Annotated in this window: 22 protein-coding genes; 14 read left to right on the forward strand and 8 right to left on the reverse strand. The window is 68.5% G+C overall.

The window, feature by feature from the left end:
- Positions 1-56 precede the first annotated feature (56 nt).
- The 4 genes from Q9R08_RS12300 to Q9R08_RS12315 are packed head-to-tail and all read left to right on the forward strand — an operon-like array spanning position 57 to position 3,358.
- On the forward strand, positions 57-1,301 hold the full coding sequence (locus Q9R08_RS12300) for a glycosyltransferase family 4 protein (protein WP_308868316.1): 1,245 nt from the start codon (positions 57-59) through the stop codon (positions 1,299-1,301).
- 36 nt (positions 1,302-1,337) lie between these two features.
- Entirely contained in the window at positions 1,338-1,562 is a 225-nt protein-coding gene (locus Q9R08_RS12305; RefSeq protein WP_308868317.1) for an acyl carrier protein, read from the forward strand.
- Complete coding sequence (locus Q9R08_RS12310) at positions 1,555-2,322, forward strand: SDR family NAD(P)-dependent oxidoreductase (RefSeq protein WP_308868318.1); 768 nt, start codon at positions 1,555-1,557, stop codon at positions 2,320-2,322. The genes Q9R08_RS12305 and Q9R08_RS12310 overlap by 8 nt, the downstream gene beginning before the upstream one ends.
- Positions 2,323-2,350: 28 nt before the next feature.
- Positions 2,351-3,358 (forward strand): 3-oxoacyl-ACP synthase III family protein, encoded by a 1,008-nt coding sequence (locus Q9R08_RS12315; protein ID WP_308868319.1) that lies wholly within the window; start codon positions 2,351-2,353, stop codon positions 3,356-3,358.
- Positions 3,359-3,411: 53 nt separating this feature from the next.
- On the opposite strand, the gene Q9R08_RS12320 is transcribed toward Q9R08_RS12315, so the two are convergent.
- Positions 3,412-4,323, reverse strand: a complete 912-nt coding sequence (locus Q9R08_RS12320) for an LbetaH domain-containing protein (protein WP_308868320.1) — start codon at positions 4,321-4,323, stop codon at positions 3,412-3,414.
- Positions 4,324-4,506: 183 nt separating this feature from the next.
- Between Q9R08_RS12320 and Q9R08_RS12325 the strand changes: the two genes are divergently transcribed.
- Positions 4,507-5,955 (forward strand): hypothetical protein, encoded by a 1,449-nt coding sequence (locus Q9R08_RS12325; RefSeq protein WP_308868321.1) that lies wholly within the window; start codon positions 4,507-4,509, stop codon positions 5,953-5,955.
- 47 nt (positions 5,956-6,002) lie between these two features.
- Here the strand turns inward: Q9R08_RS12325 and Q9R08_RS12330 are convergent, their stop codons facing one another.
- From Q9R08_RS12330 to Q9R08_RS12345, 4 genes are all read right to left on the reverse strand, one after another.
- Positions 6,003-6,764 carry a polysaccharide deacetylase WbmS family protein gene (locus Q9R08_RS12330; protein WP_308868323.1) on the reverse strand — a complete coding sequence of 254 codons (762 nt, stop codon included), beginning with the start codon at positions 6,762-6,764 and terminating at the stop codon, positions 6,003-6,005.
- Between the two features lie 68 nt (positions 6,765-6,832).
- Positions 6,833-7,825 (reverse strand): glycosyltransferase family 2 protein, encoded by a 993-nt coding sequence (locus Q9R08_RS12335; RefSeq protein WP_308868324.1) that lies wholly within the window; start codon positions 7,823-7,825, stop codon positions 6,833-6,835.
- A gap of 56 nt (positions 7,826-7,881) precedes the next feature.
- Positions 7,882-9,234, reverse strand: coding sequence for an O-antigen ligase family protein (locus tag Q9R08_RS12340; protein WP_308868325.1), 1,353 nt, complete (start codon positions 9,232-9,234; stop codon positions 7,882-7,884).
- Positions 9,231-10,730 carry an O-antigen ligase family protein gene (locus Q9R08_RS12345; protein WP_308868326.1) on the reverse strand — a complete coding sequence of 500 codons (1,500 nt, stop codon included), beginning with the start codon at positions 10,728-10,730 and terminating at the stop codon, positions 9,231-9,233. Before Q9R08_RS12345 ends, Q9R08_RS12340 begins: the two co-directional genes overlap by 4 nt.
- Positions 10,731-10,814: 84 nt before the next feature.
- On the opposite strand from Q9R08_RS12345, the gene manA reads away from it, so the two are divergent.
- From manA to Q9R08_RS12365, 4 genes are all read left to right on the forward strand, one after another.
- On the forward strand, positions 10,815-11,960 hold the full coding sequence (gene manA / locus Q9R08_RS12350) for a mannose-6-phosphate isomerase, class I (protein WP_308868327.1): 1,146 nt from the start codon (positions 10,815-10,817) through the stop codon (positions 11,958-11,960).
- A 183-nt stretch (positions 11,961-12,143) separates the two neighbouring features.
- Positions 12,144-12,470: a WhiB family transcriptional regulator gene (locus Q9R08_RS12355; protein WP_163616798.1), complete on the forward strand. Its 327-nt coding sequence runs from the start codon at positions 12,144-12,146 to the stop codon at positions 12,468-12,470.
- A gap of 87 nt (positions 12,471-12,557) precedes the next feature.
- On the forward strand, positions 12,558-15,536 hold the full coding sequence (locus tag Q9R08_RS12360; RefSeq protein WP_308868328.1) for a glycosyltransferase: 2,979 nt from the start codon (positions 12,558-12,560) through the stop codon (positions 15,534-15,536).
- Complete coding sequence (locus Q9R08_RS12365) at positions 15,533-16,939, forward strand: DUF5719 family protein (RefSeq protein WP_308868329.1); 1,407 nt, start codon at positions 15,533-15,535, stop codon at positions 16,937-16,939. The genes Q9R08_RS12360 and Q9R08_RS12365 overlap by 4 nt, the downstream gene beginning before the upstream one ends.
- 34 nt (positions 16,940-16,973) lie before the next feature.
- Here the strand turns inward: Q9R08_RS12365 and Q9R08_RS12370 are convergent, their stop codons facing one another.
- Positions 16,974-17,414 carry a metallopeptidase family protein gene (locus Q9R08_RS12370; RefSeq protein ID WP_308868331.1) on the reverse strand — a complete coding sequence of 147 codons (441 nt, stop codon included), beginning with the start codon at positions 17,412-17,414 and terminating at the stop codon, positions 16,974-16,976.
- A 138-nt stretch (positions 17,415-17,552) separates the two neighbouring features.
- On the opposite strand from Q9R08_RS12370, the gene Q9R08_RS12375 reads away from it, so the two are divergent.
- Entirely contained in the window at positions 17,553-17,759 is a 207-nt protein-coding gene (locus Q9R08_RS12375) for a DUF3499 family protein (RefSeq protein WP_163616793.1), read from the forward strand.
- 16 nt (positions 17,760-17,775) lie between these two features.
- On the opposite strand, the gene Q9R08_RS12380 is transcribed toward Q9R08_RS12375, so the two are convergent.
- Entirely contained in the window at positions 17,776-18,690 is a 915-nt protein-coding gene (locus Q9R08_RS12380) for a class I SAM-dependent methyltransferase (protein WP_308868332.1), read from the reverse strand.
- Positions 18,691-18,807: 117 nt separating this feature from the next.
- On the opposite strand from Q9R08_RS12380, the gene ahcY reads away from it, so the two are divergent.
- A complete protein-coding gene (ahcY, locus tag Q9R08_RS12385; RefSeq protein WP_308868333.1) occupies positions 18,808-20,307 on the forward strand; it encodes an adenosylhomocysteinase in 1,500 nt (499 codons plus the stop codon).
- Positions 20,308-20,474: 167 nt separating this feature from the next.
- Here the strand turns inward: ahcY and Q9R08_RS12390 are convergent, their stop codons facing one another.
- Entirely contained in the window at positions 20,475-21,650 is a 1,176-nt protein-coding gene (locus Q9R08_RS12390; protein ID WP_308868334.1) for a glycosyltransferase family 2 protein, read from the reverse strand.
- A 57-nt stretch (positions 21,651-21,707) separates the two neighbouring features.
- Between Q9R08_RS12390 and Q9R08_RS12395 the strand changes: the two genes are divergently transcribed.
- The 3 genes from Q9R08_RS12395 to Q9R08_RS12405 are packed head-to-tail and all read left to right on the forward strand — an operon-like array spanning position 21,708 to position 24,873.
- Positions 21,708-22,580 (forward strand): glycosyltransferase family 2 protein, encoded by an 873-nt coding sequence (locus tag Q9R08_RS12395; RefSeq protein WP_308868335.1) that lies wholly within the window; start codon positions 21,708-21,710, stop codon positions 22,578-22,580.
- A complete protein-coding gene (locus Q9R08_RS12400) occupies positions 22,577-23,776 on the forward strand; it encodes a hypothetical protein (RefSeq protein WP_308868336.1) in 1,200 nt (399 codons plus the stop codon). The genes Q9R08_RS12395 and Q9R08_RS12400 overlap by 4 nt, the downstream gene beginning before the upstream one ends.
- Positions 23,773-24,873 carry a glycosyltransferase family 4 protein gene (locus tag Q9R08_RS12405; protein WP_308868337.1) on the forward strand — a complete coding sequence of 367 codons (1,101 nt, stop codon included), beginning with the start codon at positions 23,773-23,775 and terminating at the stop codon, positions 24,871-24,873. Before Q9R08_RS12400 ends, Q9R08_RS12405 begins: the two co-directional genes overlap by 4 nt.
- Positions 24,874-24,878 lie beyond the last annotated feature (5 nt).

The raw sequence follows: 24,878 nt of genomic DNA on the forward strand, positions 1-24,878 counted from the left end.
TTGCTAGGCTGGTCCGATGCGCGAGAGCGTCGTCTGAGTCGCCGATCGGTTGGTCAATGAGAATCGCAGTCGTAAACAACTTCTACCCCCCGAGACCGGGTGGATCTGCTCACCTCTCTCAGCACCTTGCGCACAAGTATGCCGAAGCCGGACACGAGGTGCTGGTGCTGACAGCCACCTACGGCGACTCACCGGCTGAAGAGGTACGCGATGGTGTGCGAATCGTCCGCATTCATGCCTGGACGCTCCCGAAGAATCGATTTGCGGCGAACTTCGATATCGGGTTCACTTCTTCGCCGAAGGCGAAGCGCCGCGTGTTTGAGCTTCTTGACGATTTCTCGCCTGATGTGGTTCACCAGCACGGGCAGTTCTTCGATCTCACGTGGCTGTCGGGGTGGTGGGCTCGCAAACGGCGGATCCCCACACTGTTGAGCATTCACACTCGCCTCGAGACTCCGCTGAGTCGGTTCAACGACTTCGTCTATATGATGGCCGACCGCCTGCTGGTCGCTCCGCTTATGCGTCTGCACCGTCCGAAGCTCGTCGTGATGGACATCCTGATGGACCGCTACATCGACAAGCGGTATCGGCACGTGATCAGCGGCAAGGTTGCGATTCCCGTCGGCATCGAGCCGGAAGCCCTTCGAGGCGGCGATCGACAAGGTGTGTTGGAATCCTTGCAACTCGACGGCCGCCGCGTCGTCGTTTCGATAGGTCACGTTATTCCGCAGCGCAGCCGGATCGCGCTCGTCAAGGCACTGCCACTGGTCCTGGAACGTTTCCCGGACCTCGTCGTGGTCGTCATCGGTGGTGTGTATCACGATGAGTTCCTTCACTTGGCGAAGGAGCTCGGCGTCGAACACGCCATTGTGACCACGGGTGTTCTTCCGCAGAACCGCATCCCCGACTTCCTCGCTGCAGCAGACGCGGAGGTGCATGAATTGGAGGGACTCGGGTTCGGCACGGCGAGCCTGGAGGCGCTCGCCGCGGGCACACCGGTGATCGCGGCGATCGAGCCCGACAACTTCTTGGACATCATCGTCCATGACGGCCGTGAACTCTTCATCGCCCCGCCGGTGAGCAGCACCGACCCCCGAGCGGATCCGAGCGCTCTCGCAGGCGTTCTGCTGCGGGTGCTGGAGGACCCGGTGGGGGCGCGAGACCAAGTCGCTGCGAACGCACAGCTGCTTATCGAGAATCACTTCACGATCGGGCGCGTCGCTGAACGCCACCTCGAGGTGCTGACTGAGATGGCGGAGAAACGGCAGCGCTCTGGCCGTGGTATCGGGCGGACGGCTTGAAGGACCGCGTCTCAAGTGCGGGGGTAGGGTTGGCGTATGGATGAAAACGCCTTGCTGAAGATCGTCGCGGAGATTCTCGAAGTCGATGTCGAGGAGGTCTCCTTGACCGATGAACTCGACGCGATCGGCTGGGATTCCTTGTCGAACATCAGCTTCATCGCCGAGGTCGACACCGTCGCAGGCATCACCATCGACGCGGACGCCCTGGCCGAAGCGGCCAAGGTGAGCGACCTCCAGGCACTCGTGAACGCTGGTGCGTGAAGCCTCTGACTTTCTGGGCCTGACCGGCACTGTCGTCCTTGTAACGGGGGCGACTTCGGGTATCGGAAGAGCCACGGCCGTAGCGGCGTCGCGTGCGGGAGCTCGCGTCGTGTGCGTAGCACGCCGTGAGGACGCGCTGGATCGGGTGTTGGAGGAGCTCGCTGGTGACGGGCATCTCGCAGTGGTTTTCGACGTCACAGACTTTTCGCTCATTCCGGCCATGCTTCGCGACGTGGTCGCCGAGGTGGGTCCGCTGGACGGAGTCGTCCACGCGGCGGGCATCCACGATGCGACCCCCCTGAGGGCGGTCTCCGACGAGCAGGTCGCGCGTCTGTTCAACGTCAACGTCACCAGTGCAGTGATGATCGCTAAGGCATTTCGCCATGCGAAGGTTCGTGGCGCCGCGCCGAGCATCGTGCTGATGTCCTCCGCGGTCGGGATCGTCGGCGAGGCGGGTGTGAGTGTGTATGCGGCGACGAAGGCCGCGATCGCGTCGTTCTCCAAATCGCTCGGCCTGGAACTTGCCCGCGAGGGCATCCGTGTGAATTGCATCGCCGCAGGTGTCGTCGAGACACCGCTCACCGAAGGGATTCGGCATAAAGTCGGCCAATCGGCGTGGTCCGCTATCGAGTCGGCTCATCCCCTCGGGTTGGGTTCCGCGGAGGACGTCGCGAACGCCGCGCTCTATCTCCTGTCCCCAGCCTCCCGGTGGGTGACGGGCACGGCGCTGGTGGTCGACGGCGGCTATACCGCGAGGTGAGGAGACGCGGCTCGAGTAAGCTCGGTGCATGAGCGCTCGCATCGCCGCCGTCGACTATTTCCTCCCTCCAGCGGTCTTGACCAACGAAGATCTGGCCGCCCAATTCCCTGAGTGGAGCGTCGAGAAGATCGCCGCCAAGACCGGAATCGATCGGCGTCATATCTCTGGTCCGGACGAGTTCTCGTCGGACCTGGCGACCGCCGCGGGTGAGGCGCTCTTCGCGAATCACGGGATCGATCCGCACTCGATCGAGTACCTCATCGTGTGCACGCAGAGCCCCGACTACTACCTGCCCTCGACGGCATGCCTTGTGCAAGAACGCCTCGGCCTGCCCACGACGACGGGTGCCACCGACATCACTTTGGGGTGCTCCGGATACATTTATGCGCTCGGGCTGGCAAAGGGGCTCATCGAGTCGGGACAGGTCTCGAACGTGTTGGTGATCACCGCAGACACGTACACGAAGTTCATCAACCCGGAGGACAAGTCCGTACGAACGATCTTCGGCGACGGTGCCGCAGCCACGCTTGTCACCGACGCTGGGGAGGCCACCGCGATCACGGGCATCACCTACGGCACGAATGGCGCGGGGGCGAAGAGTCTCATCGTGCCGCAGGGCGGGCTGCGTCCGGGGGAGGCGCTTCAGCCCAAGTCCGACGCGCGGGCCAGGTCACTTGAGCCCACGGGCTACGACCTGTACATGGATGGCCCGGACATCTTCAACTTCACCCTCGAGGTTGTTCCCGCTTCGGTAGATGCGATTCTCAGGAAGTCCTCGCTGACCGCGGACGACATCGACCTCTACGTCTTCCATCAGGCGAACGCATTCATGCTCGAGCATCTGCGCAAGAAGCTCGGCGTGCCGAGCGAGAAGTTCTTCGTGGCGCTCGAGGGCTTCGGAAACACGGTGTCGTCTACCATTCCCATCGCCTTGACGGAGGCCGTGCGGCAAGGCGCGCTGCGCGATGGCATGAAAGTGATGCTGCTCGGATTCGGCGTGGGATTGTCCTGGGGTGGCCTCGTCGTCACCTGGTAATCCGCTCGCAGCGGCGAGTGCGCGGCGCACGCCCCGCCGCTACAGATGACCGATCAGTCGTCTGGATTCTCGATGCTCCGTGGCCGCGGATTGGAGGCGCGGGACGCACGAGCCGGATTGCCTGCGACGCGGGCGCCCGGGGCCACCTTGGTGAAAACCACGCTTCCGATGGCTACGCGGGCCCCCACCCCTACCTTGACTCGATCGATCAAGGTCGCTCCGGGACCGATCCAGACATCGTCACCAATGTCAGTGCTTCCGCTGATCACCGTCCCCCCTGCCACGAACACGCGATCACCGAGGTGGCTGCCGTGTGCGATCATCACATTGCTGTCGATCCGGCAATCAGCGCCCAGCTCAGTGTGGCGGCGCGCGAACCCTCGGGCGACCGTCGTCAATGAGCCCACCTCGGTGCGGGCCCCAATGCGCGTTTCTCCGTCGTGCGTCACGCTCAGGATGCCCCTGCTAGTTCGCTTGTGTTCGAAGCCTGGGGTTCCGATGACTGACCCCGCGCGTACGACTGCTCCCTCGCCGATCCGAGCCGACCGCAGCACAGTCGCGTTCGGCTCGACCACGGCGCGCGCTGCGATGTGGACGCCGACGCCGTCGATGAACGCTCCCGGATGGATGACGGCATCCGGGTGGACGACGGTGGGTTCGTTCTCGAGGGGGCCGGCCAATGCGATCTCGTTGTGAAGCGTGTAGAAGTGCCAGCGAGGGTCGTCCACGACGACGATCGTGATGTCGCGACCGAGGCGGCGCCGTGCTTCAACTTCCAGCTGTTCCGAAACCAGCACCGCGCTCAGGGCAGGGTTCCGGGCGGCCCCGGGCAGAAAACGCCCATCGTCGAGGAATCCGAGTATCGCGCTTCCGGGATTATTGCCGGCGAGATCGAGAGTCGATACGGAGAACTCCGCGTCGCCGCGCCAGCCGGTCGCACGGCTCAGGTCTTCTTGGGTGATCACGCGTCGATTCTAGACAGCTGCGTTCTTCGCATGGTGAGGTCGTCGAGCGGTGCTCGCCCTCACGGGAAAGCGTCAGGTCCGAGGAAAGGGCACCGTTAGGATGAGGAAGCCCCTCGATCGCATCTCGCGGTCCTACATCCGATCTCCATGCCACGCGTGGCCAGTCGAAGGAGTGCACGGCCCGTGAAAGCGCATCGAGCGGTAGGTGTTTGGGCGAGCCGCCACCAGCAGGCATTGTTCGTGTGGGCCTCGGCCGTCATCCTCGTCTTCCTCGGCGTCTCGATGGCCGTGATGGCGACCGATGGTCACGCGATGTCATTCCTCGATGAGCATGTTCACTACGACACTGCCTTGAAGATGCACGAAGGGGAACTCTCGCACCGCGGTGCCCTTTACGAGGAGGAAGTGGTCCACGAGTGGGCGTGCGGTGTCGGTCATCAGGCGGGGGGTCTCGTCCACGGCTGCGGTGACCCGCTCCTAAACGTTCGCGATGTCACATCTGGCCAATACACGAGTGGGTACATCCACTACCCGACCTACTTCATCGTGGCCGAGATGTTCCGAGCTGGCGTCGATGCTCTGTTCGGGCAGCACTTCGACCTGAGCGTATACCGCCTCTTCAGCGCGGTTCTCATGTGGCTTGGCGTCGCTCTGTGCGGTGTTTTCGCGTTTGCTCTGGGTATCAGGCGGTGGGGCCTCGTCGCCGCGGTCACGTTGCCTGCGGCAGCGACGAGCATTCTGGTCATGGCGACAATGGTGACTCCCAACTCAACAGCGATCCTGGCGGGCGCTCTGGTGGCGGGAACGGGACTTCTCTGGATCAAACGAGGACGCGGATTCATCTGGCTCGCGTTGTCCTCTGTGTTCGCGTCCTGTCTTGTCGTGATCAGCTCGCTCCCGGTGGGGGGCTTCATCCTGCTGATCTTCGCCGCCTCGATCGCTCGTGCTGCGAAGTGGGAGTTCGAAGGGCCTTGGCAGCCACGACTGTGGCAAGGCTTGGTGCTCTCCGCGATCGTGGTCGCGCCTGTCATCGCCTGGGGACGGTACATCGCCGCGACGGCGACTGCGACGAACGCCGAAGTCTATGGTCCCTATCAATTGCAGGGGTGGCGGCCGGTCATCGTGGGCGCTGTGCAAGAGCTGTTCGCATTCCACAGTCCATGGACGGATTGGAACATGGGCATGCCTGCGACTGGCGGCACGGCGTCGATGCTGTTGCGAGCCGCCGCCGTTGGCGTGCCCCTGTGGATCACCGTGGTCGTCGTCGGATCGCTTGTGCTCGCCATCTTCGGGATCATCACCGCCGCCCGCGCGAGCGCCCTCGTGAACAGCACCGCCGCCGCAGGCACCCGAGTCGTGCCTTTCTCGAAGCGCGCCCCCCGGACGTTCGACGCGCATCGCATGTTGGCGGCCGGAACGCTGCTCACGATCATCCTCTACCCCGCGGCCCTGCGGGTGTCGAATGCGTTGAACTTCGGTGTCGACTTCGGGATCGTCGCAAGGTACTCGATGGCGTTCGCCCCGCTGCTCGTTCTGCTCGCGTTGCTGCTGGTGCGTCGCCAAGCGTTCGCGATCGTCCTTGCCGTCATCGGGGTGGTGGGGCTGGTCGCGACCGCGGGCGTGTGGATCTAGGCGGACCAGCGTCAAGGACCCTCATCAGACCCGCTCCCCGAGCGCTATCACGATCTGACGAGGTTGATCCGGCTGGACAGCTCGCCCAGTGGCGTGCCGAACTCGATGTCGAGCTGCCGCCGCGCCGCGGCGAGCGATGCGATGAATCCAGCGGTCCCACCCCCGGCATGGACGAACGGTCGGACTTGTTCCTCGGTCACCAGGCGTGTGTCACCGATACTCGACTTCAATGCTTGGTACGGCTTCACATCGGCGCTGTTGAGCACAAAGTGGATCGGATGGACATCCATGACTGTGATCTCGCGTTCTGAATCGCGGTCCCTGAGGAACGCCATTGCGTCCCATCGCGGCTGGCGGCAAAAGAACTCGAGATCGTCCTCCCACACGTAGGGGACGCGGGCAATCGAACGGTCACGGTCCAGCGCGAGTTCGGAGACTCGCACGTCGGTCGCGTCCCGCAGGTAGATGCTGCTGTCTACTGCGATCTCGCTCTGATCCACGACGGTCTGAAGGATAGGGGTCGACTGGACCAGGCAATGTGTACGCATGGTCCTGGCCTCTGGGACGATGCGCAGGCACTCGGTCAGCACTTCCGAGGGGGTGTTGCCGTGACTCGATGCCGGTTGGAAGTTCGGATGGATTCCGAGCTCGACGAGGTCGGGGCGTGCGCGCAGGTCGTCGAGCACTGGCGTCTCGTGAGTGACAAACCATGTCGAGCGGATGTCGTTTTCGACGAGCGCGGCGAGAAGCCGTTGCATGGCCCAGTCCGGGGCCCAGTCCACATCCACGGTGACGAATGCTTCGTGCATGTCAATCCTTTCCTTCATGCTGCTGGGGGTCTCGTCGCGTGGCGACGTGCCGCGCCGTTGTCAGCGTCTCAGTCGGTCGGCGCCTTGGCCGCCTCGAGCGGCGGCATCGGCTGCCACGAGGCGTCCTTCGCGATCTTCCGCCCGTCACGCAGGCCGCGGAACAGGTTCGACGTGCCACGCACGGTGCGCTCGACGAACAGCAGGCGGATCAGCTCCTTGCCGAACGTCAGGCTCGTGCCCACCCCGAACAGCACCGGGTTGTAAACGCCGATCGTGCGGTAGTACTTCTTGATGTATGCCCGGTTGCGCATGATGTAGTAGCGGTAGGCGTTGCTCGACGCGTTCATGTGGCGGATGCCCATGTCCCACTGCTTGATCTCGCGCGTGCGCCGCAGCACGAACTCGTCGACGATGACCGACTTGGTCTTGCGCGAGGCGAGCCAGCCGTACATCTGGTCGTCCCAGTAGATGAAGAACCGGGGGTCCGGCAGACCGATCTGCTGGACGATGTCGCGGTGGATGAACATGCCCTCGAAGCATCCGGAGTTCATCGGCTTGTAGCCGGATTCGTCGAACTCCGCGGGGGCGAACGGGATCGGGATGGCCAGCGGCTCGGCGACACGGTACTGCCAGTAGAACGCGCTGCCGTCGTAGTCGTAACGGCGACCCTGGATGCTCTTGAAGCGGGGCGCCCATTTGCCCATCTTGGCGAGCCCGTCTGGAAGCACCTCGACATCGTCGTCCATCAGCCAGATCCACTGCGAGCCGAGTTCGTACGCGACGCGCATTCCTTCGCTGAACCCGCCGGATCCGCCAGTGTTGGTCTCCATGCGGCGGTACACGAGCGTCGCGGGCTCGAGGCGCTCACGGAACGACTCGACGACGTCGGTCGTGTCGTCGGTCGATGCGTTGTCGATCACGACGATTTGGCCTGGCTTCGGATCCATCTCGGTGATGCTCGTCAGCAGGCGGGTGAGAAGTCCCGAGCGGTTGTATGTCACGACGGCGATCGTTGCGGTGGTCGGATCGAACTGCGCGGAGGCGGACGGATCGTGGGTCACGGGGCTGATCTCCGAAAAAAGGCGGCGGGCGCCGAGACGTCGGGCCGGAGAGAAGCCTACCCTGCTGTCCCCTGCTCTCCCTGGGCGTGGGGCAGCCCCGAGCCCTCCGCGGCGCCGCGACCGGCATCCGGTCCACTGTCGAGGTTCTCGCGCCACGAGCGGGACTGGCCCGCTCTCACGGCGCACAGCACGAGCATGAGCCACCCGAGGCCGGTGAGCGCGAAGCTCTCGAACATGGAGTCGATGAGGAGTGTGACGAGGATGAGCGGCGTCCAGGCGTAGACGACCGAGCGGCGCTCGCCGGCGACGAGCCACGAACGCGCCAGCGCGAGCGCCGCCAGTGCCAGGAAGAGCACGAGGCCGACCCAGCCGAGCTGCAGCGCGACGTCGAAGTAGGCGTTGAGGCCGCTGGCGTGCTTCGTGTCGAGCCAGAAGTTGATCGCGTTGAACGGGTACTCCTGCTGGTCCCAGACGCCGAACCAGCCGAACCCCTGCACGGGCTTCTGGCGGAGGATGTCGACCATGAAGTTCCACAGCTCGACGCGCATCGAGAAGTCGGTGCCGGCCCCGAGCAGCGCGATGATCGGATGCCGCGCCGCATAGCCCACGAACACCCCGACGACGACGAGCGCTCCGAGTGCGAGCTGCAGGCCTGCGCGGCGTTCCGGTCGAGCGTGGCGCACGAGGGCGAGGGCACCGACGGCGAGCCCGACGCCGAGGGCGAGCACGACCACGGTGGGGGAGTCGCTCAGTGCGGCGAGGCCTCCGGCCAGTACGACGGAAGCCACTGACACCCCGGGGCGGACCGACTGCGTCCGGTACTCGATGAGGAAGGTGATGAGCGCGATGACGGCGACGAAGCCGAGCAGGTTGCGCGTGCCGAAGATGCCCTGCACCGGGCCGAGCTGGGCGAGGTTGCCCTGGATGCCGAGGAAGGCGAACGGCACGTCGAGGAGGACCCCCGACAGCACCTCGAGCGCCAGTGAGACGCCCAGAAGCACGCGGAGCACGTCGCCGAGCGCGCGGACTGTCTGCAGGGTGTCGCGCACGTGCCCGATGACCACGGCGAGGAACGCGAGCGCTGCCATCGAGACCCAGCTCCAGAATGACGCTGTGGTCTCACTGCTCCAGACGATGCTGGCGAACGCCCACCCGATGAAGATCAGCACCGTCGTCGGCACCAGCCGCAGCAGCGAGATCTCCCGCCGGCGCGCCACCATGACCGACAGACCGAGGATGCAGAGCCCGGCCACGATGGTCACGTAGGTCACCTGTCCGGCGATCCGCTCGATCGCGAATGCCGAGAAGACGGTGGCGAAGACGACGAGGGTGAAGGCGCGGGCGAACGATGCCGAGTCCAGCAGCGCGCCCAGCCAGCCGGGCGATGCGGACCGCGGCGTGTCGGTCACGCGCCGGATCCCGCAGGGTCGCCCGCTGCGGCCGGGCTCGTCTCGGAACGGGGCGCGCGCCGTCGGGGCGGCCGTGCCGGGAGCCGCCGTCCCGTGGGCTCGTCCCGCTCGACGGCGTCGCCGCGCTCGATGGCCTCGCTCTGCTCAGCGGGGCCGACGCCGACGTGCGGCGACTGCTTGATCTTCGCGCCGAGCATGACGACAAAGAGCCAGCCCCAGAGCAGGAGGGGGGTGGACTCGGCAAGGCCCTGCACGAGCAGGATCGCCCCCACGAGCGTGGGCAGCAGGGTCAGCGGAGAATACGGACGGTCGGCGCGGAGGTCCCACCGCGGCCGGTCGACGGCGAAGAACCACGCCCGCCACACGAACGCGAAGTAGAGGAATGCCAGCAGCACCACCCCGATGATGCCGAGCTGCATCGCGACATCGACCCACATGTTGTGGGCCTGCAGCACGGTCTGGCCGTGGTCGATGATCCACTCGTCGAAAGCCGGATCCGAAGGCACCCACGGGGTCGAGTAGCCCCAGCCGACCCACGGGCGCTCCGCGGCGCGAGCCAGCACCTTCTCCCAGATGCCCTCCCGTCCGGTGAGGTCCGCGCTGCGGCCGAGGGCGGTGAAGATCGCATCCCGCAGCACCCACAGCCCGAGGAGGCCCCCGACGCCGACGGCGGCGTACGCGACGTAGTACTTGGTGCGCTCGCCCGGTCTCGTCGCGCGCCGCATGAGGAGGACCGTGACGAGGACCACGGCGACCGCGGCGGCCGCGAGATAGGCGGTCGCCGACGATGCGCGGACGAAGAGGTATGCCGACAGCGCCATCCAGATCCACAGGAACGTGCGGCGCGGCGCACCCGACGCCAGCCGGATCGCGAAGACGACGATGGCGAGCAGGGCGACCGGCGCGAGCAGGTTCGCGTTGCCCATGATGCCCTGGAGCCGGCCCGGGAAGTCGAACAGGTTGTCGCGGGACCAGTATTCGATCGGGTCGTCCGCCTTCTCGACCACGAATCCAGGCAGGACCGGCTGGCCGATGAACACGGCCACCCACAGCTCGAAGAGGATGGACAGCGCCAGGACCCACTTGAGCGCCGAGGCGACGGCGCGGACGAGCTCCCGCCAGGTGAGCACGCTGCCGACGAACAGCGCCTGAAGGGTGGTGATGTACAGGAGCAGCAGCGTGAGCGCCGTCGCCTGCGGCCAGGCCGACCATGCGAGAGAAAGCGTCGCCCAGACGACGTAGGCGACGACGAACCAGGGCAGGCGGCGCCACTGGACGGGTGGGCGCAGGACGATCCACAGCACCGCCGACAGCACGCCTCCGGCGATCGTGACGACCGTGGCGGTGAGTTCGCCGAACGCGTGCACCCAGGCGGTTCCCGACAGCGACATGAACAGGACGAAGATGCACCAGCCGCGCAGCATGAGGTGGCCGGTCTTCTCGCGGACCGGCGGGCCCGGCGGCGCCGACGCCGGGTGCTTGGAGTGGACGGCCATCGCCTCACAGCGTACCCCGGCGGGCCGCCCGATCAGCGGGCCGGCGGGCGGGGTCTGCGACGGCCGCGTCGCTAGGCTGATCGGGTGCTGATCCCGCTTGCCAACGACCCCCGTGACTACGCGTGGGGCTCCCTGTCCCTGCTCGCCGAACTCGAGGGACGCGAGGCGTCCGGCCGCGCCGAGGCGGAGGTGTGGTTCGGGGATCACCCGGGCGACCCTTCCGCGACCCCCGACGGCCGAACGCTCGACCGCTGGATCGCCGAGGACGGTGCGTCGGTCGGAATCGATGCGCCGCTGCCGTATCTGCTGAAGCTGCTCGCGGCGGCATCCGCCCTCTCCATCCAGGCGCACCCGTCAAAGGCGCAGGCCGAGGCGGGGTTCGCGCGCGAGGAGGCCGCGGGGATCCCGCGCGACGCCGCCGACCGCACGTATCGCGACGCCAATCACAAGCCCGAGCTGATCGTGGCGCTCAGCGACACCTTCCGGGCGCTCGCGGGCCTGCGCGAGCTCGACGCCACCCGCCGGCTCGTCGCCGCGCTCGGACCCGGTGGTGCACCGCTCGCACAGCGGCTGGACGCCGATGACTCGCTCTCGGCCGTCATCGGCTGGCTCCTGTCGGACGGGGCCGACGCCGCTCGCGACGTCATCGCCGCCGCGGTCTCCGCCGAGTCCGACGAGTTCGCCGCCGAACTGGACCTCGCGCGCACGCTGGATGCCGCCTTCCCCGGCGATCCGGGCATCGTCGTGGCCCTGTTGATGAACCTCGTGACCCTGCATCGCGGCGAAGGACTGTTCGTGCCGGCCGGCGTCCTGCACGCCTACCTCGACGGACTGGGCGTCGAGCTCATGGCCGCGAGCGACAACGTGCTGCGCGGCGGTCTGACGCCGAAGCACGTCGACGCGGCCGAGCTCGTGAGCGTGCTCGACCCGACGCCGGGTCTGCCGCCGGTGATCCGGGCGCGTGCGCTCGGGGAGGGCATCGGCCAGTACGACGTGCCGGTCCCGGACTTCGCGCTCCTCGCTGTCACCCCGACGCGGGAGGGGGTCGAGGTCCCCCTGGCGGGCCCGGCGATCGCGGTGGCCACCGCCGGGTCGCCGGAGGTCGTGGGACTGGTCTCCGGCGCGGCGTCGGCTCTCGTCCCCGGGGCGGCGGTGCTCGTCACTCCCGACGAAGGCGGGCTCCGCGTGGTCGGTGAAGGCGAGCTCTTCATCGCCCTCCCGGGACGCTGACACCGCCGGCTCATCGGTTTCTCATCGGACCGTTACCTCAGCGCGACACGCCGTCGGCGCGTCGTGAAGGTTCAAGAGGTGGTTGAGCGTTTACTATCTGCGACTTGACCTCGGTGAACTACACGGGTGTAATTATGCGTACACGCACCAGCGTGGAGCAGGATCACGGGGGGTGAGAACGACATGACGGTTTCTCAATACCGTTCCGGCGTTCCCGACGACTGGTTCGTCGATCCGGTTCAACTGGGGGTACCGGGGGTTCGCCGCAACATCGACGCGGAAGAGGACAATCCGCTCGCATGGCAGACCGACGCACTGTGTGCGCAGACCGATCCGGAGGCGTTCTTCCCTGAGAAGGGCGGCTCCACGCGTGATGCGAAGCGCATCTGCACGTCGTGCGACGTGCGAGGCGAATGCCTCGAATATGCGCTGCAGAACGACGAGCGATTCGGCATCTGGGGCGGTCTCAGCGAGCGCGAGCGTCGCAAGCTGAAGCGTCGAGCGGGCTGAAACGCACGCCGGTCGGCCGGTTCGATCCGGCCGACCCGGCGCGTTCGCCCGAGGTGACGATGGAGCGCGACCTAGGCTGACCAGGACATGCCCACCGTTTCGCCGACCCCTGTGCCGCCGACCACTCCGTCGTCGGACGGTGTCCCGTCGAACACTGCGCTGACGAACGCTGCCCCCTCGGACTCCGCGTTGCCGGGCGCCTCCGCGTCGAACCGGATACACGCCGTTCTGGTCGTGCGTCCCGACGGTCGCACGCCCGCCGCCTTCCACCTGCGACGCACCCTCGCGGCGCTCGCGGAGCAGACGCGGCCCGTCGATGCCCTGACGATCGTGGTCTGCGGCGGTGACGACCACCTCTTCGAGGTCGTGGATGCCGCGGAAGCCGAGTCCGTCGTGAAGGCCCCGGCATCCACCGGTTTCGCTGCGGCGACCGCGCTCGCGTCTCCGCGCGGCCGCGAGAGCGTCGAGGGCGACGCCCTGTGGCTGCTCGCCCAGGACACCGCGCCCGAGCCCGACGCGCTCGCCCGGCTGGCGGGAGCCCTCGAGTTGTCGCCGTCGGTCGCGTTCGTGGCACCCAAGCTCGTGCGCTGGGACGACCGCTCCGAGATCGTCTCCCTCGGCGTGAGCATGACACGGTTCGGCCGCACCGTGGGCCTCGCCGACGACGAGCTCGATCAAGGGCAGCACGATGCGCAGGAGGACGTGCTCGGTGCCGACGTGCGCGGGATCCTGGTCCGCTCCGATGCGTGGGCCCGGCTCGGCGGTCTCGATCGCGGACTCGCGGGCGCCGACGAGGGACTCGACCTCGGGGTGAGGGCGCGACTGGCCGGAGGGCGCGTGTCGCTGGTCCCGGCAGCGCTCGTCGCCACGGCCGGAGACGGCGTCGCGGGTCTGCCCGTGCCGCTGACCCCGCAGCGCCGACGTCGAGCCGTCTACGCCGAGCGCGTCGCGCAGCTGCGCCGACGGCTGGCGTACGCGCCGGCCGTCGCGACACCGCTGCACTGGCTGTCGGTGCTGCCGCTCGCGCTCTGGCGCACCGTCGTCGATCTGGTGCGCAAGCAGCCGGGGCGGATCGCTTCCGAGTGGGGCGCGGCGGCAGTGGCGTTCGTCGCGATCGTGCCGGTCTGGCGCGCACGTCGTCGCATCGCGCGCGCACGTGCGGCGTCCTGGGCGCAGGTTGCGCCCCTGCGGACGACGCAGGCCGACCTCCGCGAACGGCTCGACGACGACCCCGAAGTCGCGATCGGCGGCCACCGGCGCAGCGACCTCAGGTTCTTCGCCGGCGGCGGGGCGTGGCTGGTCCTCGCCGCGCTCACGGTCTCGGTCGCCGCCTTTCCCGCGCTGCTGGCGTGGCCGGTGCTGGGCGGGGGAGCGCTCCAGCCCCTGGCGAACACCGTCGGTCAGCTGTGGGATGACGCGGCATACGGACAGCGGGCGCTCGGACTCGACACGATCGGTCCCGCGGATCCGTTCTCGGCCGTGATCGCGGTGCTCGGCTCGCTCTGGCCGTGGGCGCCGTCGCGGGCACTCGTACTGCTCTGGATCCTCGCGCTGCCGCTCGCCGCGCTCGGCGGCTGGTTCGCCGCGACGCGGGTCACCGAACGGGCGAGCCTGCGGCTCCTCGGCGGCGCGGTGTGGGCGCTGTCGCCGACGCTGCTCGTCGCACTCACCCAGGGCCGGCCCACCGGGGTGCTCGTGCACCTGCTGCTGCCGTGGCTGTTCTATGCCGGGGCGGTCGCGCATCGGTCGTGGGCAGGTGCCGGAGCGGCCTCGCTGCTGCTCGCCGCCGTGCTGGCGGCGGCGCCGTCCCTGGCGCCGGCGATGGCGCTGCTGTGGTTCGGTGCCGTCGTGCTCGGCATCGTCGTCCGCGCCGGCCGCGGCGTCGCGCGGACGGTGTGGACCCTCGTGCCGTCGCTCGCGCTCGCGGCCCCGCTCGTATGGAACGCGCTGACACACGGACGGGCGTGGGGACTCGTCGCCGACCCGGGCGTGCCCTGGGCAGGACCGCAGGTCGCGGCCGACGCCGCCGGCCGCGCGCTTCTGGCGGCCGGCATCCCCACCCCCGATCTCGCCGGCTGGGCGACTCTCCTGCCGGAGGGGCCGACGTGGTGGGTGCCCCTGCTCAGCGTGCCGCTGGCTCTGCTCGCTCTGGCGGCGCCGTTGACTCAGCGCTGGGCCGCCGGAATCGTGCTGCTCGTGGTGACGGCGCTCGGTCTCGGCACGGCGTTCGCCGCGGTCGGGGTGTCGGTGTCGTTCGTGCAGTCGCTCACCGTCCCGCTGTGGCCTGGTACCGGGCTGAGCCTCGCGTGGCTCGGAGCGCTCGGAGGCGCGCTGGTCGCCCTGGACGCCGGTCTCGCCCCGCGCGTCGCGCTGGCGCGCGGGCTGGCGGCCACGCTGGTCTTCGTCGCCGCCGTGATGCTCGCCGTGCCGTCGCTCACCGCCTTCACCCGGGGCACGGCGACGATCGCCAATGGACCGGCCAGCACGCTTCCCGCCTTCGTCGCGGCTGAAGGGCGCGACGACCCGGACGTCGGCACCATCGTGCTCACGCCGCAGGCCGACGCCGGCGTCGCTGCCCAGGTGGTCTGGGGTGCGAGCGAGACCGTCGGCGGTCAGACCACACTGCTGTCGACCCGCACCCAGGCGAGTCCTCAGGATCAACAACTGGCGTCTCTCGCCGCCGATCTGGTCACCCCGTCGTCGGAGGATGTCGTCGCCGAACTCGCCGACCGCGGTATCGGGTTCATCCTGCTGGCGCCGACGACGCCGCCCGAGACCGATGCCGCCCGGACGATGCGGCTGTCGGCGATGACGGCGCTCGGCCAGCGCGACACGCTCGTCGTCGTGGGCGACACCGCCAAAGGCGAGCTCTGGCGCGTCGTCGATGAGATCGCGCCGCGTCCGACGGAAGCGGCATCCGTGTCGGCCCTCGCACGATGGATCGCATTCGGTCAGTTCGCCGTCCTGGGCATCGCCCTGCTCCTCGCGCTGCCGACGGCGACGTCGATCCGCGAGGCCCGGCGCACACCACGCGTGGTGGGACCTCACTGGCAGGAGGGTCGATGAGCGACCGACGGGTGTTCCGCTGGGCGACGACGAGCGCCCGCCTGCTGATCGGCACGGCCGTGTCGATCGTCGCCGCGGTCGCCGTCGTCACCGCCGTCTCGGTGCCGTGGCCGACGGTCGTGCGCGAGCCGCTCAGCGTGCCGGCCACACCGGCGCCCGCGGCGTCCGTGATCGCCTGCGACGGCGCGCTGCTGTCGATCGGCCGCAACCCCACGGCCGCCGACGCCGTCACCGTTGTCGCGCCGCAATCGGTCGTCGTCGGCGTGGCGGACGGCGAACCGCCTGCGGAGCAGCGACTCGACACCACCGACGTCGGGCCCGGCCCGCTGGCCTACACGGCTCCGCCGCGCGACGGTCAGGCGGTCGACGTGGCGGCCACGGGTGCGGCGACCGCGTCGGCCGAAGACCTCTCGGGGTTCGCCGCCTCGGCGTGCCGCCCGCCGCTGCTGGACTCATGGCTCGTCGGCGGTTCCGGTGCCACCGGCGCCTCCGACCTCGTGCTGCTCGCGAACCCGGGCACCGTCCCCGCGACGGTGCAGCTGACCGTCTTCGGGGCTGCGGGGCCGCAAGCGCCTCCGGGCGGCGTCGACCTCGTCGTCCCGCCCGGCACCCAGCGCGTCGTGCCGCTCGCCGGCATCGCGCTGGGCGAAGAGACCCCGGTCGTGCGGGTGTCGGCTGTCGGCGCCCCGATCCGGGCGTCGCTGCAGGCGAGCATCACGCGCACGCTGACGCCGGGCGGCGTGGACCAGGTCGGTCCTGTGGCCCAGGCCGAGACGACAGAGGTCATCACCGGCGTCACCGTGACGCGCGCGACAGCCGCGGACGGCGCGACGGACGAGGTGACCGTGCTGCGGATGCTGGCCCCCGCTGCCCCGGCGACCGCGCGGGTGACCGTCACCTCGGTCGGCGGCGGCGAACCGGTGCGCGAGCCGCAGGAGGTGGCGCTCGAGGCCGGCAAGCCACTCGAGCTTGCGCTGGACGGCCTGACCGCCGGCTCGTATTCGGTGACGATCGACGCGGACACGCCCGTCGTGGCGGCGGTGTGGCAGGCGACCGGTGTCGGCGAGGGCGACGACTTCGCGTGGTACACCCCGGCGCCCGAGGTGGGGGTGGCATCCCTCTTCGCGACGCCGGGAGGACCGACCCCGTCGCTCTCGGTGGTGAACCCGTCGAGCGAACCGGTCGCGGTCGCCGTCACGGCGGTCGACGGCGGATCCCCGCTCGATCTCACGATCCCGGCGAACGGCTCCGTCGCCGTGCGACTGGCGGCGCGCACGGTGTACCGGTTCGAGCCCGAGGCGCCCGTGCGCGCCGGCCTGTCGTTCGCGGGAGACGGTGCGCTCGCGGGCGTGCCGCTGTGGCCGGCCGACGTCGCGACGTCCGAGATCGTCGTCTACCCCTGACGATGCGCACGGCAGGGCATCGACCCGTCTGGCGTCAGAAGTAGCGGAACCGCTCCGGGCCGAGATCCCACGGGTCGCGGTCCAGATACTCCGCCGCGGCCCGGAAGACGGCGCCCTCGACGAGCATGCGCCGATGCAGCTCGTCGTCGCGGTGCAGGTGGCTGAGCCGCTCGATCGGCAGCCGATAGAGGATGATGCGGCCCGCGTCGGGAAGCACCGTCCAGCGGGGGATGCCGTCGTCGTCGGTCGCGGCGGGCATGTCGGCGACCTCGAACCGCACGTCACGGAGCTCGGGCCAGGCCGAGCGGAGGAACTCCGCCGCGGTGCCGACGGACAGGTCGAAGCGGTCGACACGGGTGTCCAGCGGCGGGAGGGGAGGACGCACCACGGGGCTGCGGCCCTCGCGGCCGTGCCGTCCATGGCGGGACGCGCGCGGCTGCGCGCGCTCGCTCGTCCGGGTACGCCGCCACGCCATACGCCCATCCTAGAACGGGGTGGCGGCCCGGCTCCGCTTCCCGAGGAGGTGGTGCGGGCGTTGCGAACGCCGGCGCGGCTGAGACGGCGCGGCGCGGCATCCGTCGGCATGTGCCCGGCGCGCGGTAGCGTCGACCCGATGCGCGAGAGAGTCTGCTCCAAGGTCGGCTGCGCCCGTGAGGCGGTGTCGACGCTCACCTACGACTACGGCGACCAGATGGCGGCACTCGGTCCGCTCGGCGCCGGCGGCGATCCTCACGCGCACGACCTGTGCGCCATCCACACCGACCGGCTGTCGGTGCCCAAGGGCTGGGTGGTCGTGCGGCACGAGACCCTCCGCGCCTGAGCCGGCGCAGACGTCATCAATCGCGGTGGGGCAACATGCGGCCTACCGCCCGCAATGGCGCGGTCACCCGCCAGCTCGTACTCGATTCCAGCTCACTGATGCGCTGATCCCGTTCGGAGACGGCCTGCCGTAAGGCCTCTGCCTCGCGTACCAGCCACGCGACCTTGTCCTCGAGTTGGGTTGCATGAAGCTCCGTGTGACGAAGTTCCTCGGGTAACGGGGCAAGGCGGCTTCGTAACTCGACCTCTGCACCCAGGCGCTCAAAGTCGTTGCGGATGCGTTGGGCAGTCGCCTCGTCCGCCGAGAACAGCCGTTGGAGTGCGTCGACCTTCACATCGCCGACCGAAAGCACGCCGAGCCCGTGGCCGTGATGGAAGACGAACGTCCGGTGCTCCCTCTCGAGTCGCTCCCAGAGCCGCCAGACGCCGAATCCTCGGTCTCGCTCCGCGATGTCATGGAACAGGATGACACCGCCTTCGCGAACGACGCTCCGCCACTCCTCGTAGTCCTCGACCGCGTCCTCATACCCGTGCCGGCCGTCGATGTGGAGCAGATCCGCGGAGGCGTCTTCGAAGAGCGGGCGGGACTCGGTGAACCACCCGCGCACGAGCCTGACCGAGCCCGGATAGTCGCGCTCGGCGATTAACCGAACTGACTCCAGGACCTCCTCACCGTAGAACCCGGCGTGGTCGTCCCCCTGCCAGCTGTCGAGTGCGCTGATGACCATCGTGTGACCAAGACGCGCGGCGGCCTCCGCGAAGGCGAAGCATGAGAATCCGTTGTGCGTCCCGAGTTCCACGACCGATGCCGGACGCAAAACGTCGATGAGCCACGCAGCGAAGGGTGCGTGCGTGTTCCACGCACTCACCGGGAATTGGACCGGCAGCCAGTACGAGGTCGGCCGCAACCAGAAAGCGCTCTGGTCCATCATCGGTGCTCGTCGTGACGCCAAGGGCATGGTCAACTCTTTGCTCCGTCGCTCGAGGTCCTGCCAGCATACGTGCGCGAGAAGCGGCGGGCTCGGGTCCTTGCGTGGGAGAATGGGCGGATGCCGACCCACACGCCCGTCGCCACGCCTTCCACCCCTGCGGTCTCAGAGCTCGCTGAGGGGTTCGAGTACGAGGTCGCCGACCTTTCGCTGGCCGAAGCGGGCCGCCATCAGCTGCGCCTCGCCGAGAACGAGATGCCCGGCCTCATGGCGCTGCGCGATGAGTTCGGCCCGTCGCAGCCTCTGAAGGGTGCGCGCATCGCCGGCTCGCTGCACATGACGGTGCAGACCGCGGTGCTCATCGAGACGCTCGTCGCGCTCGGCGCACAGGTGCGCTGGGCGAGCTGCAACATCTTCTCCACGCAGGACGAAGCCGCCGCGGCCGTCGTGGTCGGTCCGACGGGCACGGTCGACGCACCCGCCGGCGTCCCCGTCTTCGCGTGGAAGGGCGAGACCCTCGAGGAGTACTGGCGTCTCGCCGACCGCATCTTCGACTGGTCGGCGGAGGGCTTCGACGGTCCGAACATGATCCTCGACGACGGCGGTGACGCGACTCTCCTCGTGCACAAGGGCGTCGAGTTCGAGAAGGCAGGATCGGTTCCGGATGCCGCGGCCGACGACTCCGCGGAGTACGGGATCATCCTCGACACGCTCCGCGCCAGCCTCGCGCGCGACCCGCAGCGTTTCACGCGGATGGCGGAGGACCTGCTCGGCGTCACCGAGGAGACGACCACGGGCGTCCACCGGCTGTACGAGCTGGCGGCGGCCGGCGACCTGCTCTTCCCGGCCATCAATGTGAACGATTCGGTGACCAAGTCGAAGTTCGACAACAAGTACGGCATCCGCCACTCGCTGCCTGACGGCATCAACCGCGCGACCGACGTGCTGATGGGCGGCAAGGTCGCCTTCGTCTGCGGCTACGGCGACGTGGGCAAGGGTGCCGCCGAGGCCCTGCGCGGTCAGGGCGCCCGCGTCATCGTCAGCGAGGTCGACCCGATCTGCGCGCTGCAGGCCGCGATGGACGGCTATCAGGTGGCGCGCCTCGCCGACATCGCCGGTCAGGTGGACATCGTCATCACGGGCACGGGGAACAAGGACGTCGTCACCATCGCGGACCTGCTGAAGCTCAAGCACCTCGCGATCGTCGGCAACGTGGGCCACTTCGACAACGAGATCGACATGGCGGGACTCGAGGCGCTGCCCGAGGTCGAGAAGGTGGAGATCAAGCCCCAGGTGCACGAATGGCGGCTCCCGAACGGACGCAGCGTGCTCGTGCTGAGTGAAGGCCGCCTGCTGAATCTCGGCAATGCCACGGGGCATCCGTCGTTCGTCATGAGCGCCTCGTTCACGAACCAGGTGCTCGCGCAGATCGAGCTGTTCACGAAGCGCGACGAGTACCCGATCGCCGTGTACACGCTGCCCAAGCACCTCGACGAGAAGGTCGCGCGCCTCCACCTCGACGCGCTCGGCGTACAGCTCACCGAGCTCACCTCCGAGCAGGCGTCGTACATCGGGGTCCCGGTCAAGGGCCCCTACAAGCTCGACCACTACCGCTACTGAGGCAGGCACCATCCGTCCGCGCCCAGTCGCGCGGAGCATCTTCCGCGTTCGTTCGCCAGACACCACACGAAGTCGCCGTGGAATACGCGTTCACACCCGGCGAGAGAAGATCAGGAGGGGCCGGCAGACAGGTCGAGCCGCCCCGTCGCGCAAGGGTGCGCGCGTGCTCAGCGCTCGCGCCTGAGGCCCACGTTCAAAACCCCCAGAAACATGCCCGACATGATCGTCTGCGCACCGAGGATCATCAGGAGTGTGGCCGGCACGGAAATCCGCAGCGTTGGTGCGAGATCGAGTGCCCCGAAACCCAGCGCCGCCCACGCGGCGAACTGCCAGATTGCGATCACGAGTCCCACCAGGAACAGCGCGAGACCGGCGAGCGCACCGCTCTCGAGGCTGATGCGCCGCTCGAGGCGCTCGAAGTTGCGGGAGCGTGGGATGCGGAAACCTTCGTGCTGGGCATAGATCTTGGTCAGAATCGCGAAGATTACCGACTGGTAGCCGACGACGCACAGCGCGGCGAGGTAGACCTGGCTGATGGTGTCGAGCCCGAGGCCGCCGATCTCGATGGGGCCGATCGCGAGGAAGATCGTGCCCAGCAGCCCGAGGAAGAACGCAGTCGCTCCTGGAATCAGGAACAGCCACCGCGGGCTGAAGATCAGCAGGAACCGCAGGTGACGCCAGCCGTCCCGCCAGCTGCGCAGGTGTGGTGGACGGCTGCGGCCATCCTTAGACAGCGTCGTCGGCACCTCCGAGACGCGCAGCCCGCCGAGTGTGGACTTGACAACGACTTCGCTCGCGAACTCCATGCCCGTCGTCTGCAGGTGCAGATCGAGGATCGCGCGTCGGTCGAAACCGCGAAGTCCGCAGTGGAAGTCACCGATCGGTGATCGGAACAGTGCCCGTCCGATCCACGACAACACTGGGTTCCCGAGGTACTTGTGCAGCGGCGGCATCGCGCCCTCGGCGATCCCGCCCTGAAACCGATTGCCCATCACGAGTTGATCGCCTGCGCGCAGGCGCTCCACGAAAGGGTCGAGCTGCGAGAAGTCGTAGCTGTCATCCGCGTCGCCCATAATCACGTACTCCCCACGCGCGGCGTCGATTCCGCCCATGAGCGCGCTGCCGTATCCCTTCGCGGGAACGTCGACGACACGGGCGCCGTGGGCGCGCGCGATCTCCTGCGACCCGTCGTTGCTGCCGTTGTCAGCGATCACGACTTCGCCGACAACACCGCTGCGGGCGAGATACCGCTGGGCTTTGTCGATGCAGACGGCAAGCGTCTCGGCCTCGTTGAGGCACGGCATGACGATCGACAGCTCAATCGTCTCGGTAGAAGTTGACATGCGAGGGGGGTTCCTGACGGTGCGCGGGTGGGCACTTAATCGTACAGAATGGTGCGGGTGGATCTCGGACTCGTGGTGACAACGCTCGGTCGGGTTGACCCTCTGAAACGACTTCTCGGGTCCCTTGTCGGCCAGCTCGAGGCCGGCGACCGCCTCGTGATCGTCGCGCAGGAGCGCGCACCCGAAGTCGAAGCCCTCGCGGCCGCGTACCGCGGCCCTGACTTCGCGATCACAGTCACGGCGTCCGAGCGAGGGGCCTCGCTCGGACGCAACACCGGCGTCGCGCACCTCCCGGCGGGCGAGTTCCTGCTGCTCTTCCCGAACGACACCACGTGGTTCCCCGGCGGATCGATCGCCGCTCTGCGGGAGTACGCGGACGACACGGAAGTCGGTGCACTCACTGTCATCGACGAGAACGGTCCGAAGTTCAAGCTGCCTGCCCCGGAGACCCCGTTGGACCGCTGGAACGTGTGGAGCGTGATCGAGATGGGTCTCTTGTTGCGCCGCACGGTGTTCGACGAGCTCGGCGGATTCGATTCCGGCATCGGTACCGGCGCGCAGACTCCATGGCAGGCGGGCGAAGCAACGGACTTGCTGCTGCGTCTTCTCGCGCGCAGGCCCGATCTCGCCGAGCGATTCCGCTGGCTACCCGACGATGTCGCCGTGGGCGGCGTGGCCGATGCGCGCGGCCTCAGCACGCCGGAGCGTCGCCGCAAGCTGCGCGCGTATGGGCGCGGTCTCGGTCGCCTCGTGATGCGACATCCATACCCTTGGTGGTGGCGGTGCGCGTTCGTGGGCGGGGGACTGGCCTTCGGCCTCCGTCATCGCGCGACGAATGTCGTCGCCGACGGCGGATGGGTGTTCCTCGGCCGCGCCGAGGGCGCACTCGGGCGCACCATCGGCACCGCGCGTACGGCGGTGTCGCGATGACCGACCTCGCGGGCGGACCCGCAGGCGACGGCCTACCGGCCCCCATCCGGCTGCGCGGCGCCGCGATGAGCCTGATTACGCTGCTCGGCGGCGTGTCGCTGGCGGTGATCCCCGCTGCCACGATCTCCATCTCGTCTCGCCTCTTCACGGTGCCCGAGCAGGGCCTGCTGGCGGTCGCCGTACTGGTGGCGACGTTCACCGGGCAAATCACATTCGCCGTTGTGGTGGAGTCGCGCCTCAGCTCGGTGGTTAGCGAGCGGCGCGTCGTCTTCCCGCTATGGCTCGCATCGATCGCGGTCGTGACTGCGCTGGTGGTCTCGATCGTGCCGCCGAACGCAGTTCTGCTCGCCGTCGCCCTGCCGATCCTGCTCGCGGCTCTGGAGGTCGGGCGCGGGGTTTCGGTCGCCGAGCGCCTCGACCGTCGTGAGATCGCCGCATCGATCGCGGTCGGCGCGGGCGCCCTGATCGGCGTGCTCGCCGGCTTCGCGAGCCTGCAGTGGGCGCTGATTCCGCTCGTGCTCGGCATCGCGTTCGCGACGTGCGTGCGCTCGCTGCCGGTGCAGCACCGGGCGAGCCGCCCACACCCAGCTGTGATGGGCTGGGTGATCGCCGACACCGCCATCACCGGCGTCGTGTATCCCCTCTTGAACTCGATGATCCTCGCGTTTCTCGGCTCGGCCGACGCTGTGCTGTTCGCCTCGATCGCGACGGTGTCTGGACTGCTCGCGATCCCGCTGAACTTCATGCGACTGCGGCTTCTGAAGGAGCACTCGCGCGCCGATGTCGTGCTGTCGGCGGCATCAGTCCTCGCCGCAGTGGTCGCACTGCTCGTCCTCGAGTTCACTGGCATTTTCGGATTCCTGTTCGGCACGGCGTGGACCGGGTCAGCCACGCTGCTCCCCCTGCTGCTCGCGTGTGGCTGGCGCGCCGCGTCGCTGGCGACCACGCTCCCCTTCACGAGTCTGCGTCGCATGGGCGAAGTGCGTTTGCTTACGGGCTTACGCGCGATCTCATCGGCGCTCACCTTCGCTCTGGCGGCGCTGGGGCTGGCGCTACAGAGCCTGCCGACCGTGTTCTTCGGGCTCCTGCTTGCCGAACTACTGTCGGCCTTTTTCTACGAGGTGGCCCGAAGGCGCCGTGCCGCCGCGAGCCACCGCGAGACCACCACCCTCGACGCCGACGCGGAGGACGCATGACTCGGCGCCGCGTCCTCGTGGACCTGCAGTTCTTCACCGGAACCAAGGGCGGCATGGAGTCGTACGCGCGCGAGGTCTACTCGCGGCTCTCGCCCCACGACCCCGAACTTGAGTACGTCGCGTATGTCTCGCGCGAGCTCGCAGCGTCTGACACGTCGTGGTTCCCGGGAACAGTGATCGCGTCGAGCGTCCGCGGCGATGACCGGGCCGCGTGGGCATGCGGCGAGCTGTTCGGCGTGGCCCGCGCGGCTCGCACGCACGGCGCGGCGCTCGTGCACTGCCCAGCGAACTTCGGCCCACTGCGCTCGCGCGTGCCAGTCGTGCTCACGATTCACGATCTGATCGCGTTCCGGCATCCGGAGTACGTCCCTGGACCATACGCACGGGTGCTGCGCATGATGATCCGCTGCGCCGCGCGGGCCGCCCGACGCGTCGTCACGGTGAGCGGCGCATCGCGCGATGACATCGTGCGCCTTCTCGGCGTCCCTCCCGGCGGCATCGACGTGACTCCGCTCGCCGGGTCGGCGCACGCACCTTTTGACAGTGGAGCGCGCCCCGCCCGCCGGGACGACCTGCTCCTCGCAGTAGGCAACAGGATGCCGCACAAGGGATTCGAAACTCTGCTCGACGCCCTCGCCCGCATCGCACCGGACGAGCGGCCGACGCTCGTGATCACCGGGAGCCACGGCGAGGACCCGCTCGCCCCGATCGTGAAACGACTCGGGCTGGAGGCATCCGTCCAGTTGCGTGGGTGGCTGGGCCGCGAAGAGCTAGACGAGCTCTACGCCCAAGCGACGGCTCTCGTGTTCCCGACGCGCTTCGAGGGATTCGGCCTACCGCCGCTGGAGGCGATGGCGCGCGGCTGCCCAGTCATCGCGTCCGACATTCCCGTCGTGCGCGAGATCGCCGGCGACGCGGCGGTCTATGTCGATCCGGCGGACGCCGAGGCGATCGCCGCCGCGATCCGGGCGTTGCGTGATTCCCCCGCACGGCGCGCGCGGATGGCGGATGCCGGTCTCGCACGCGCCGCAACGTTCTCCTGGGATGCCACAGCCCGGGCGACGCGTACGGCGCTCCTACGCGCGCTCGAGGGTTGAGCCCG

Source organism: Microbacterium psychrotolerans (assembly GCF_031085295.1).
GTDB lineage: Bacteria > Actinomycetota > Actinomycetes > Actinomycetales > Microbacteriaceae > Microbacterium > Microbacterium psychrotolerans.

Excerpts from the sequence above, each read along its gene's own strand:
- Q9R08_RS12300 (WP_308868316.1), top strand. The coding sequence starts at position 57 with ATGAGAATCGCAGTCGTAAACAACTTCTACCCCCCGAGACCGGGTGGA.
- Q9R08_RS12345 (WP_308868326.1), bottom strand. The coding sequence starts at position 10,730 with ATGGCCGTCCACTCCAAGCACCCGGCGTCGGCGCCGCCGGGCCCGCCG.
- ahcY (WP_308868333.1), top strand. The coding sequence starts at position 18,808 with ATGCCGACCCACACGCCCGTCGCCACGCCTTCCACCCCTGCGGTCTCA.
- Q9R08_RS12355 (WP_163616798.1), top strand. The coding sequence starts at position 12,144 with ATGACGGTTTCTCAATACCGTTCCGGCGTTCCCGACGACTGGTTCGTC.
- Q9R08_RS12380 (WP_308868332.1), bottom strand. The coding sequence starts at position 18,690 with ATGATGGACCAGAGCGCTTTCTGGTTGCGGCCGACCTCGTACTGGCTG.
- Q9R08_RS12400 (WP_308868336.1), top strand. The coding sequence starts at position 22,577 with ATGACCGACCTCGCGGGCGGACCCGCAGGCGACGGCCTACCGGCCCCC.
- Q9R08_RS12365 (WP_308868329.1), top strand. The coding sequence starts at position 15,533 with ATGAGCGACCGACGGGTGTTCCGCTGGGCGACGACGAGCGCCCGCCTG.
- Q9R08_RS12390 (WP_308868334.1), bottom strand. The coding sequence starts at position 21,650 with ATGTCAACTTCTACCGAGACGATTGAGCTGTCGATCGTCATGCCGTGC.
- Q9R08_RS12405 (WP_308868337.1), top strand. The coding sequence starts at position 23,773 with ATGACTCGGCGCCGCGTCCTCGTGGACCTGCAGTTCTTCACCGGAACC.
- Q9R08_RS12305 (WP_308868317.1), top strand. The coding sequence starts at position 1,338 with ATGGATGAAAACGCCTTGCTGAAGATCGTCGCGGAGATTCTCGAAGTC.
- Q9R08_RS12370 (WP_308868331.1), bottom strand. The coding sequence starts at position 17,414 with ATGGCGTGGCGGCGTACCCGGACGAGCGAGCGCGCGCAGCCGCGCGCG.
- Q9R08_RS12360 (WP_308868328.1), top strand. The coding sequence starts at position 12,558 with ATGCCCACCGTTTCGCCGACCCCTGTGCCGCCGACCACTCCGTCGTCG.
- Q9R08_RS12315 (WP_308868319.1), top strand. The coding sequence starts at position 2,351 with ATGAGCGCTCGCATCGCCGCCGTCGACTATTTCCTCCCTCCAGCGGTC.
- Q9R08_RS12375 (WP_163616793.1), top strand. The coding sequence starts at position 17,553 with ATGCGCGAGAGAGTCTGCTCCAAGGTCGGCTGCGCCCGTGAGGCGGTG.
- Q9R08_RS12330 (WP_308868323.1), bottom strand. The coding sequence starts at position 6,764 with ATGCACGAAGCATTCGTCACCGTGGATGTGGACTGGGCCCCGGACTGG.